Annotated in this window: 9 protein-coding genes; 1 reads left to right on the top strand and 8 read right to left on the bottom strand. The window is 72.8% G+C overall.

Features of this window, described 5'->3' with window-relative positions; translation table 11 throughout:
* Positions 1-61 precede the first annotated feature (61 nt).
* The gene (locus tag ABZ434_RS17715; protein WP_359136992.1) at positions 62-1,456 is read left to right on the top strand and encodes a sulfatase-like hydrolase/transferase; all 1,395 of its coding nucleotides are present in this window, start codon (positions 62-64) and stop codon (positions 1,454-1,456) included.
* Positions 1,457-1,484: 28 nt separating this feature from the next.
* On the opposite strand, the gene ABZ434_RS17710 is transcribed toward ABZ434_RS17715, so the two are convergent.
* The 8 genes from ABZ434_RS17710 to ABZ434_RS17675 all read right to left on the bottom strand — a co-directional run bounded on the left by ABZ434_RS17710 (position 1,485) and on the right by ABZ434_RS17675 (position 9,721).
* Positions 1,485-2,714: an MFS transporter gene (locus ABZ434_RS17710; RefSeq protein WP_359136966.1), complete on the bottom strand. Its 1,230-nt coding sequence runs from the start codon at positions 2,712-2,714 to the stop codon at positions 1,485-1,487.
* A gap of 141 nt (positions 2,715-2,855) precedes the next feature.
* The gene (locus ABZ434_RS17705; protein ID WP_359136963.1) at positions 2,856-4,073 is read right to left on the bottom strand and encodes a 4-hydroxybenzoate 3-monooxygenase; all 1,218 of its coding nucleotides are present in this window, start codon (positions 4,071-4,073) and stop codon (positions 2,856-2,858) included.
* A 3-nt stretch (positions 4,074-4,076) separates the two neighbouring features.
* Complete coding sequence (locus ABZ434_RS17700; RefSeq protein ID WP_359136960.1) at positions 4,077-5,282, bottom strand: alpha/beta fold hydrolase; 1,206 nt, start codon at positions 5,280-5,282, stop codon at positions 4,077-4,079.
* Positions 5,283-5,409: 127 nt separating this feature from the next.
* A complete protein-coding gene (pcaB, locus tag ABZ434_RS17695) occupies positions 5,410-6,852 on the bottom strand; it encodes a 3-carboxy-cis,cis-muconate cycloisomerase (RefSeq protein ID WP_359136957.1) in 1,443 nt (480 codons plus the stop codon).
* Complete coding sequence (gene pcaG, locus ABZ434_RS17690; protein ID WP_359136954.1) at positions 6,839-7,453, bottom strand: protocatechuate 3,4-dioxygenase subunit alpha; 615 nt, start codon at positions 7,451-7,453, stop codon at positions 6,839-6,841. Before pcaG ends, pcaB begins: the two co-directional genes overlap by 14 nt.
* Positions 7,453-8,250: a protocatechuate 3,4-dioxygenase subunit beta gene (gene pcaH / locus ABZ434_RS17685; RefSeq protein WP_359136952.1), complete on the bottom strand. Its 798-nt coding sequence runs from the start codon at positions 8,248-8,250 to the stop codon at positions 7,453-7,455. The genes pcaG and pcaH overlap by 1 nt, the downstream gene beginning before the upstream one ends.
* A 41-nt stretch (positions 8,251-8,291) precedes the next feature.
* Complete coding sequence (locus ABZ434_RS17680) at positions 8,292-8,939, bottom strand: CoA transferase subunit B (protein WP_359136949.1); 648 nt, start codon at positions 8,937-8,939, stop codon at positions 8,292-8,294.
* Entirely contained in the window at positions 8,936-9,721 is a 786-nt protein-coding gene (locus ABZ434_RS17675; protein WP_359136946.1) for a CoA transferase subunit A, read from the bottom strand. Before ABZ434_RS17675 ends, ABZ434_RS17680 begins: the two co-directional genes overlap by 4 nt.
* Between the last annotated feature and the right edge of the window lie 9 nt (positions 9,722-9,730).

The raw sequence follows: 9,730 nt of genomic DNA, 5'->3' as shown, positions 1-9,730 counted from the left end.
GGGTCGGCCCGCGCCCCGGGGGGCGGCGCCGCGGCCCCCCCCGCCCGGGGCGCCCCCGCAGGTGATCGTGATTCTCACCGACCAGCAGCGCTGGGACACGGCCGGTGTGCACGGCAACCGGGCGGGAGTGACTCCCGAGTTCGACCGGATCGCCCGTGAGGGAACCCTGTTCGAGCAGGCGATCACTCCCAACCCGGTGTGCGCACCCGCCCGTTCGGCATTGCAGACCGGTCTCTTCCCGACTGCCACGGGCGTCTTCCGCAACGGTCTGCCGCTGCCCCCCGAACTTCCCACGCTGGCCGGTGAGTTCGCGGCCGCCGGATACGCGACGGGTTACATCGGCAAATGGCATCTGGCGGGCGAGGACCAGCCGGACGGCCCGGTGGAGCCCGGCCATCGAGGCGGCTACACACGCTGGCTCGCCTCGGACCGGCTCGAATTCACTTCGGACGCGTACCGCACGGTGGTGTACGACGAGGACGGGGATGCCGTCCGGCTGCCCGGATACCGATCGGACGCCCTGATCGACGCGGCGATCCGTTTCGTCGCCGACCACCATGACCACCCGTACCTGCTGTTCCTCTCCCTGCTGGAGCCGCACCACCAGAATCCCACCGACGACTACCCCGCCCCGGCGGGGTTCCGGGAGCGCTACGAGGGCGCCTGGCTGCCCCCCGATCTCGCCGCGCTCGCACCGGGCGCCCCGCAGGGCGGTGCGCACCGCCATCTGGCCGGGTACCTCGGGCAGATCAAGCGGGTCGACGAGGGTGTGGGGCGGCTGCGCGATGCCCTGCGGAGCATCGGCACCGAGGAGAACACCGTACTGGCGTGGACCGCGGATCACGGCTCCCACTTCCGTACGCGTAACAGCGAGTACAAGCGCTCGGCCCATGACGCGTCCGTCCGTGTGCCGTTCGCGCTCACGGGGCCGGGCTTCACGGGCGGTGGACTCGTCCGGCAGCCCGTAGGCACGGTGGATTTGATGCCCACGCTTCTGGCAGCCGCGGGCCTCCCGGTGCCCGACGGAGTGCAGGGGCGTTCCCTGCTCCCCCTGACGGGTGGGGGCCGTGATCCCGGCCGGCCCGGCTCCGTGTTCGTCCAGATCAGCGAGGACCGTGTGGGGCGCGCGGTACGCACCTCCCGGTGGAAGTACGCGGTGGAGGCGCCCGGTGCGGACGCCTGGAACGAATCCGGCGCGGACCGCTACGCGGAGACGGAACTGTACGACCTGGCAGCCGACCCGTACGAGCTCGACAACCTCGCCGGTCTCGACTCGCACCGGGAGGTCGCCGACGAGCTGCGGCGGGAACTGCTGGACTGGCTCGGTCGCATCGAGGACGCGGAGCCGGAGATCGAGCGGGCGGCCACGCGCCCGGCGGGCCAGCGCCGCACGGAGTCGTTCCCGGCCGGGGCGCCGTGGGAGGGATTGCGCTTCGGTCATCGCCCGCGCCCCTGACCGCCCCGGGCCCGTCGCCGCTGCCTGCTCAGGCGCCCTGAGCGACAACGGCGGCGGGCGCGGGCTCCTGCCGCGTCCGTGCCGCCCACCGTGCCGCCGGGCCCAGCCCGTACGACGCGGCAAGGACCGTGGCCCCGAGCAGCAGCCAGCCCGCCGTGCCCCATCCGACCAGCAGTGCGGTGAGCAGCAGGGGTCCCAAGGTGCGCGCGACGGTGACCCCTGTTCCGAAGAAGCCCTGGTACTCACCGATGTGCCCTACCGGCGCCAGTTCGAAGGCGAGGTGCCAGGAGCCTGCCGAGTGGAGCATCTCCGCCGTCACCAGCAGTACGGAGCCCCCTGCCAGTGCGGTCACCGCGGCCCACGGGGAGTTCACCGCCGAGACGGCGAAGACGGCGCAGGCAAGGAGCATCAGAGCGCCGGACCGACGCAGCGCGCGGACGGCCGTGGGAAGCCCGTACACGGAGCGGGCGGTACGCACTTGAAAGAGCATCACTGCGACGGTGTTGAGAACGAAGGCCACGGAGATCACCCATTCGGGAGCCTCCGTCCGTTGGGTGATCCACAGGGGCAGTCCGAGGCTGAGCAGCGGCATGCGCAGCAGGAGGACGGTATTGAGGAGCGTGACGAGGGCGTACGGCCGGTCCCGCAGCACTTCGAGCTTCGCACCCCGGGCTCCGGGCACCGCCTCGACGGCCGGCAGCCGCAGAAGGACGAGCGCGCAGAGCAGAAAGCTCAGGGCGTCGACGGCGAAGACGGACAGGTAGGCCGCCTGGCTTCCGGCGGACAGGGCGAGGCCGCCGAGCACGGCGCCCACCGCGAGGCCCGCGTTGAGCGTTGACTGGAGGTGGGCCAGTGCCCCCGTGCGGTCCTCCTTGGCCACCAGGCCCGCGAGCAGCGCCTGCCGGGCGGCGGCGAGACCCGATTGCGCGGTGGCGTAGAGGCACGCGGCGGCGAGGAACGGCGCGAAGTCCCGTACCACCAGGAAGGACGCGACAGCGAAGGCCGTAGTGAGGGCGAGCAGCACCGCCGTACCCCGCGGACCGCGGCGGTCCGCGATCCGGCCGAGCGGGACCCCGGCGACCGAGCCGACCGCCCAGGCCACGGTGAGGCCGAGACCGATCCTGGCAGGGGCGAGACCCACGACGTGGGTGAAGTAGAGGGCGGACGTGACGTAGTACGCGCCGTCGCCGACGGAGTTGCTCAACTGAGCCAGTGCCAGAGTTCGTTGTGATCCGGCCGGTGGCAGAAGGTTCGGCATGGCCCCGACGTTACGCAGGGACCGGCTCACCCGCGTGGGGCACTTCGAGGCTGTCTGCATGGGCCACTTGGCCCGCCTTCTTCCCGATGGGCGCTGCACGGGCGAAGTGGACTCGTGTGCAAGTGCCACCAAGTACCGCAGTCACTGGAGTGAGATCCAGGGAAGTCCTCCTGGTGGCCATCGCTGGGGCAGGGGCAGTCCGGCGTAGTTCTGCGCGAGTTCGGCCGCGGCGTGCGGTGAGGCGGCGATCCTGTCCAGCTGCGAGATCTGCAGCCGGGTGTCGAAGCCGCTCTGCTGCGGGTCGGTGTGGAGCATGGTGGTCATGGCGTACGAGAAGTGCTCGGCCCGCCAGACCCGGCTCAAGCAGGTGTCCGAGTAGGCGTCCAACAGGTCGGACGATCCGGTCGTGTGCCGACGTACCAGCGCGCGGGCCAGCACGACGACGTCGGCCGCCGCCAGGTTGAGCCCCTTCGCCCCGGTGGGGGGAACGATGTGGGCTGCGTCTCCGGCGAGGAGCACCCGGCCGTACCGCATGGGTTCCGTGACGGAGCTGCGCATCGGCAGGACGGACTTCGACGTGATGGGGCCGCGTCGCAGCTGCCAGTCCCCCTCCACGGCGAAGCGGGCGTCGAGCTCGTCCCAGATCCGCTCGTCGGACCAGTCGGCGGGGTCGGTGCCGTTGGGCACCTGGAGGTAGAGCCGGCTGACCTCGGGTGAACGCATGCTGTGCAGCGCGAAACCGCGCGGCGAGTGGGCGTAGATCAACTCGTCGCACGACGGCGGTACGTCGGCCAGGATCCCCAGCCAGGAGTACGGGTAGACCCGGTCGTACGTGCGCCGCGCCCCGCCCGGGATCGCGGTCCGGGTCACGCCGTGGAATCCGTCGCAGCCCACCACGTAGTCACAGGTGAGCACCTTGTCCAGGCCCTCGTGGGTGTACCGGACTGTCGGGCGGTCGGTGTCGGCGCCTTCGACCGACGTGACCTGAGCCCCGAAGAACAGCGGGGCCCCGTCCGCGAGTTGCAGGGCGATGAGGTCCTTCACGACTTCGGTCTGGGCGTAGACCCACACCCTGCGGCCGCCGGTGAGCGAGGGGAAGTCGACGCGGTGCGCCCTGCCCTCCCAGCGCAGTTCGATGCCGTCGTGCACCAGGCCCTCGGAGTCGAGGCGCTGGGCGGCGGCGGCATCGCGAAGGGCGTCGACCGTGGGCTGTTCGAGGATTCCGGCGCGCTGACGCTGTTCGACGTAGGCCCGGTCGCGGCTCTCCAGGACCACGCAGTCGACGCCTGCGCGGTCCAGCAGCCGGGCGAGCAGCAGCCCCGCCGGACCACCGCCGATGATGCCTACGGTCGTGTGCATGGGCTACTTCTCCTCTGCGGCAGGGGTGATTTCGTCGAGGATCCGGTCCGCTGCGGCGAACGCGGCGTTGGCCGCGGGGACTCCGCAGTAGACGGCGGCCTGGAGCAGTACCTCCTGGACGTCCTCGGGGGTGAGGTCGCCGCTGACGAGCGCGGCCCGCAGGTGCATGGCCAGTTCCTCGTGGTGGCCGCGGGCCACGAGGGCGGTGAGGGTGAGGCAGCGCCGGATGCGGTGGTCGAGACCTGGCCGGGTCCACACCTCGCCCCAGGCGTAGCGGGTGATGAAGTCCTGGAAGACGGCGGAGAAGGGTGTGGTGCGGGCGATCGCCCGGTCGACGTGCGCGTCCCCGAGGACGGTTCGGCGCACGGTGAGCCCCGCGCCGTGACGGGCCGCGTCGTCGCCGGCGAGCGCCGCCCCGGCCGCGAAGTGGCTGAGCAGCGCCGCCGATACGGGCGCCGGCCGTTCGACGTTGGCCAGGTGCGAGGCGCCCGGGAGTTCTACCAGCGTCGATCCGGGGATGGTGTCGGCCAGTTCGCGGGCATCGGCGACCGGGGTCGCGGGGTCCTCGCGGCCTGCCACGACGAGCGTGGGTGCGGTGATGCCTGCGAGTTCGCCGCGCAGGTCGTGGGCGGCGAGGGCGTCGCACAGTGCGGCGTACGCGTGGGGGTCGACGCCGCGCAGGCCGGCCAGGAGGGCGCGGGCCGGGGGGCTGTCGGCGAAGTCCGCGGTGAACCAGCGGCCCGCCGCCGTGCCGGCCACCGGTCCGATGCCTTCGGCCCGTACGAGGGTTGCGCGCTCGCGCCACGCCTCCGGTTCGCCGAAGCGCGCCGATGAGCAGACGAGTGCGAGCGACGTGAGCCGGTCGGGGTTGTGGACGGCAAGCCAGGCTCCGACCGCGCCCCCGAGGGATATGCCCGCGTACGCGAACTGCTCGATGCCGAGGGCGTCGGCGAGGCGGAGCACCTGCCGGCCCAGCTCCGCGACCCCACCATCCGTGGGGAACAGCGCGGCGGGGGTGCCGCCGTGGCCGGGCAGATCCCAGCGGACGACGCGGTGCTCGCGGGCCAGGCCGGTGACCTGCGCGTCCCATACGGACAGTGCGGTGCCCAGGGACGGCCCGAGGAGAAGGGGCGGTCCGCAGTAAGGGCCGTCCACCCGGTGGTGGAGAAGACGCTCGGTGGGGGTGGTGGACGGGGGCGGGGTGGTCATGGGGCTCCTGTACCGGACGGCGCCGGTGGTGAGGGGTGTCCGGCATCAGCTTCCGGGGCCGCGCGGTCAGGGCGCGCCGCCTCCGGGCCATGGGTGCGCGTCGGGAGTGTTCTGCGGGGGCTGCACGTCACGCGGGTGCGCCCCCCTGGCTGCCACGGCGCAGGGCGCGGTCGACGAGGAGGCCGGCCGACCCGGTGTATCCGGACGGGTCGGCGAGGACCCGCAGCTCGTCCGGCCGGACCACGCCCGCCAGTGCCGGGTCCCGGGCCAGGGCTTCGTGCAGGGACAGCCCGTCGCGGGCCGCGCGGGCGGCACCTTCGGTCACCGCTCTGCGGGCCTCGGCCCGTCCGGTCCTGGCCGAGAGGACGGCGGTGAGCCGTTCGCTGACGATCAGTCCGCGGGTCGCGCCGAGGTTCGCGCGCATGCGCCCGGGGTGGGCCCTCAGCCCTTCGGCAAGGGAGGCCGCCGCGTCGGCTGCTCCGCCGACCGCGCGCAGGGCGTCCCGCAGGGGCTGCCATTCGGCGTGCCACGCTCCGGGCGGGCGTTCGTCCTCGGCGGCGAGTGCCCCGTACAGGATCCCCGCGAGCGCGGGGACCTGACGGGCGGCCCCGGCGATGAGGACGGCGGAGACCGGGTTCGCCTTGTGCGGCATCGCCGACGATCCGCCGCCGGCGCTCTCGGAGACCTCTCCGATCTCGGTGCGCGACAGGACGAGGACGTCCGCGGCAAGTTTCCCGAGTGCCCCGGCGGTGAAGGCCAGGGCTCCCCCGAGGTCGGCGACCGGGGTGCGCAGGGTATGCCAGGGCAGCGAGGGCGCGGTCAGTCCGGTCGCGGCAGCGTAGGCCTCGACAAGAGGCAGGCCGCTCTCACGATCCGTTGCCGCGGCGTCTGACGCGACCGCCTCCCCCGACTCCGCGAAGGCCGAGAACGCAGCCAACGTCCCGGCGGCTCCGCCCAGTTGAACCGGGAGCGTATGCCTGACCGCGGCTATCCGGTCGCGGGCATCGAGGATCAGGCTGCGCCAGCCCGACACCTTCAGACCGAACGTCGTGGGCACGGCATGCTGGGTGAGGGTACGGCCCGCCATCGGTGTGTCGCGGTGCTCGGCGGCGGCGCGTGCGAGAGCCGCGGCGGCACGGTCCAGGTCGGCCAGGATCAGGCACAGAGCCTCTGACGCCACCAGCATGGCGGCGGTGTCGAGGATGTCCTGGCTGGTCGCGCCCCGATGGACATGGGCGGCGGCCTGCGGGGACCACTCGGCCACGGCGGCCGTCAGGTCGGCGGCCAGCGGGATGACCGGGTTGCCGCCCGAACGGGCCCGCAGCGCCAGGGAGCGCGGGTCGAACCGGGCGGCGTCGGCCGCGGCCGCGGCAACGCAGTCCGCGGTCCCGGCCGGGGCGTGGCCGAGCGATTCCTGGGCGCGGACGAGCGCCGTCTCGGCGGCGAGCAGGGCGCGTACGTAAGAGGCGTCGCCCGTCGCCCCCTCGACCGCCGTCCCGGCGCGGGCCGGTGCCAGCAGGCCGATGTCCGCCGCCGGGCCGAAGCCCGGCGCCGCGTCACCCGAAGTCAAGGAAGACCGTCTCCTCATGTACGCCGTCGTACTGCAGACGGATGTCGAACCGGTGGACGCCCGGGTCCTCCGGCGTGGTGAGGAGGGTGGCCCTCCGCACCTCGGTAAGCCCTGCGAGGAGCTGGTCCTGCGCGAGACCGTCGGCGTCGTGCAGATAGGCGCGGGTGTGCAGGTGGTGCGTCAGACCGCGGGCGAAGACGACGATCGCGAGGTACGGGGCTCCGCCCGGCGGCTGCGTCACGACGGTGTAGTGGCCGTCGGCGTCCGTCGCGACCCGGCCGAAGCCGGTGAACGCGACTCCGTGGCGGCCGATGACCGTCCCGGTGACGGGGTCTCGGCGCAGGGAGCCGGGCTCACCGTGCCGGGACCCGTCGGGTGCGGCCTGCCACACCTCGATCAGGGCGTCGGGCACCGGCTCGCCCGCCCCGTCGATGACGTGACCGTGCAGGACCACGGTGGTGGGCTGGCCCGCGCGGGCGATGTCGCCGCCGCCCGCGAAGGGCAGGGCGTACCCGTAGAAGGGCCCGACGGTCTGGGACGGGGTGGGCAGGAGCTCGCGGGGGCCCGGAGCCGAGGCGCCGGCGGGTATGGCGGCGGACATCAGCGGCCCTCCTCGGTCCAGGTGGCGGACGGGCCGTCGAGGACGATGTCCCAGCGGTAGCCGAGCGACCATTCGGGAGTGGACCCGTCGTGGTCGTACGCCGCGACGAGACGGCCGCGGGCGTCGTCGTCGGTGACGGACTGGAGGATGGGGTCGTAGGCGAAGAGCGGGTCGCCCGGGAAGTACATCTGAGTGATCAGACGCTGCGTGAACGCGGCCCCGAACAGCGAGAAGTGGATGTGCGCGGGACGCCAGGCGTTGGTGTGGTTGCGCCAGGGGTAGGCCCCCGGCTTGACGGTGACGAAGGAGTAGGCGCCCTGATCGTCGGTCAGGCAGCGGCCCACACCGGTGAAGTTGGGGTCGAGCGGGGCGGGGTGCTGGTCGCGCAGATGGGCGTACCGGCCCGACGCGTTGGCCTGCCAGATCTCGACGAGCTGACCGCGCACGGGACGGCCCGAGCGGTCGAGGACCCGTCCGGAGACCGCGATCCGCTCCCCCAGCGGTTCTCCGTGGTGCTGCCGTGTGAGGTCGTGGTCGAGTTCGGTGACGTCGGTGACGCCGAACACGGGACCGGTCAGCTCGACGGCCTCCGGGTCGTCGCCCACCGGGATCAGCGGCTGCTTCGGATGGCGCAGGGCGCTGCTGCGGTAGGGCGCGTAGTCGCGGGCGGGGTGATGGCGCGCGGGTGCGCCGCCGGCGAGGGTCGCGGCGTACTCCTCGCGCGCGGCGGTGATCTCGGCGGTGATGTCTGCCTGGCCCGGCGGGCGGGGAACGGACGGTGCCGGCAAGGTGCTCATGGGTGTGGCTGCTTCCCTTCCGGTACGGTGCGGCCGCCCGCTCATGACATCGTCTCTTCGGCGACGCGGACCGGGGCGGCGGTCCGGGCGAGCACCTCGGCCACACCGACGCCCGGGGCGGTCTGTGCGAGGACCAGTCCGTGGGGGGTCACGTCGAGCACGGCCAGATCGGTGATGACGCGGTGGACGCAGGCCCGGCCGGTGAGCGGGAGGGTGCACTCCTCGACGATCTTCGGGCTGCCGTCCTTGGCGGTGTGGGTCATCGTCACGATGACGCGGCGCGCCCCGTGCACGAGGTCCATGGCACCGCCGATCCCGGTCACCAGCTTGCCGGGGACGGCCCAGTTGGCCAGGTCACCGCGCGCGGACACCTGCATGGCACCGAGCACCGCCGTATCGATGTGCCCGCCGCGGATCATGCCGAAGGAGAGCGCCGAGTCGAAGAACGAGGCACCCGGCACCACGGTCACCGTCTCCTTGCCGGCGTTGATCAGATCGGGATCGACGTCCTCGTCGTACGGGAACGGGCCGGTCCCCAGGATGCCGTTCTCGGACTCGAGGACGACGTGCACACCGTCGGGCAGGTGGTTCGGGATCAGCGTCGGCAGGCCGATGCCCAGGTTGACGTACTCGCCGTCGCGGAGCTCGGCAGCCGCTCGGGCGGCCATCTCCTGGCGGTTCCAGCTCATCGGTGACCGTCCTCGTCTGGGTTGATCCGCGGTGTCACGGTGCGCTGCTCGATCCTCTTGCCGGCGGCCTGTTCCGGGGTCAGTGCGACCACGCGGCGGACGAAGATGCCGGGCAGGTGCACGTGGTCGGGGTCGATCTCGCCCGGCTCGACCAGCTCCTCGACCTCGGCGATCGTGATGCGGCCCGCCATGGCCGCGAGGGGGTTGAAGTTGCGGGAGGCCTTGTTGAAGACGAGGTTCCCGTGCCGGTCCCCCCTGGCCGCCCTGACGAGTGCGAAGTCGGTACGGATGCCGCGCTCCAGGACGTAGGGGGTGCCGTCGAAGTCGCGTACCTCCTTGGCCGGCGAGGTGATCGCGACGCCCCCGTTCCCGTCGTGACGCCAGGGCATTCCGCCCTCGGCGACCAGGGTGCCGACTCCGGCCGGCGTGTAGAACGCGGGAATGCCCGCCCCGCCGGCGCGCAAGCACTCGGCGAGGGTGCCCTGCGGGATGAGTTCGAGCTCCAGCTCACCGGCCAGGTACTGGCGGCCGAACTCCTTGTTGCCGCCGATGTACGAGCCGGTGACCCGGCTGATCCGGCCGGCGGCCAGCAGGACGGCGAGCCCGGCGTCCTGTGCGCCGCAGTTGTTCGACACGACACGCAGGTCCCCGGTGCCCCGTTCATGGAGGGCCGCGATCAGCACGTCGGGGACGCCGCTGAGTCCGAAGCCGCCGACCGCGATCGATGCGCCGTCCGGCACGTCGGCCACGGCTTGCGCGGCGGATGCGACCACCTTGTCCATGGGTCCGTT

It is taken from the genome of Streptomyces sp. NPDC005761 (assembly GCF_040630635.1).
Lineage (GTDB): Bacteria > Actinomycetota > Actinomycetes > Streptomycetales > Streptomycetaceae > Streptomyces.
Note: the sequence above shows the minus strand (reverse complement) of the source record. Positions and strands in the feature narration are given on the sequence as shown.

Excerpts from the sequence above, each read along its gene's own strand:
- ABZ434_RS17710 (WP_359136966.1), bottom strand. The coding sequence starts at position 2,714 with ATGCCGAACCTTCTGCCACCGGCCGGATCACAACGAACTCTGGCACTG.
- ABZ434_RS17705 (WP_359136963.1), bottom strand. The coding sequence starts at position 4,073 with ATGCACACGACCGTAGGCATCATCGGCGGTGGTCCGGCGGGGCTGCTG.
- ABZ434_RS17700 (WP_359136960.1), bottom strand. The coding sequence starts at position 5,282 with ATGACCACCCCGCCCCCGTCCACCACCCCCACCGAGCGTCTTCTCCAC.
- pcaG (WP_359136954.1), bottom strand. The coding sequence starts at position 7,453 with ATGTCCGCCGCCATACCCGCCGGCGCCTCGGCTCCGGGCCCCCGCGAG.
- pcaH (WP_359136952.1), bottom strand. The coding sequence starts at position 8,250 with ATGAGCACCTTGCCGGCACCGTCCGTTCCCCGCCCGCCGGGCCAGGCA.
- ABZ434_RS17680 (WP_359136949.1), bottom strand. The coding sequence starts at position 8,939 with ATGAGCTGGAACCGCCAGGAGATGGCCGCCCGAGCGGCTGCCGAGCTC.
- ABZ434_RS17675 (WP_359136946.1), bottom strand. The coding sequence starts at position 9,721 with ATGGACAAGGTGGTCGCATCCGCCGCGCAAGCCGTGGCCGACGTGCCG.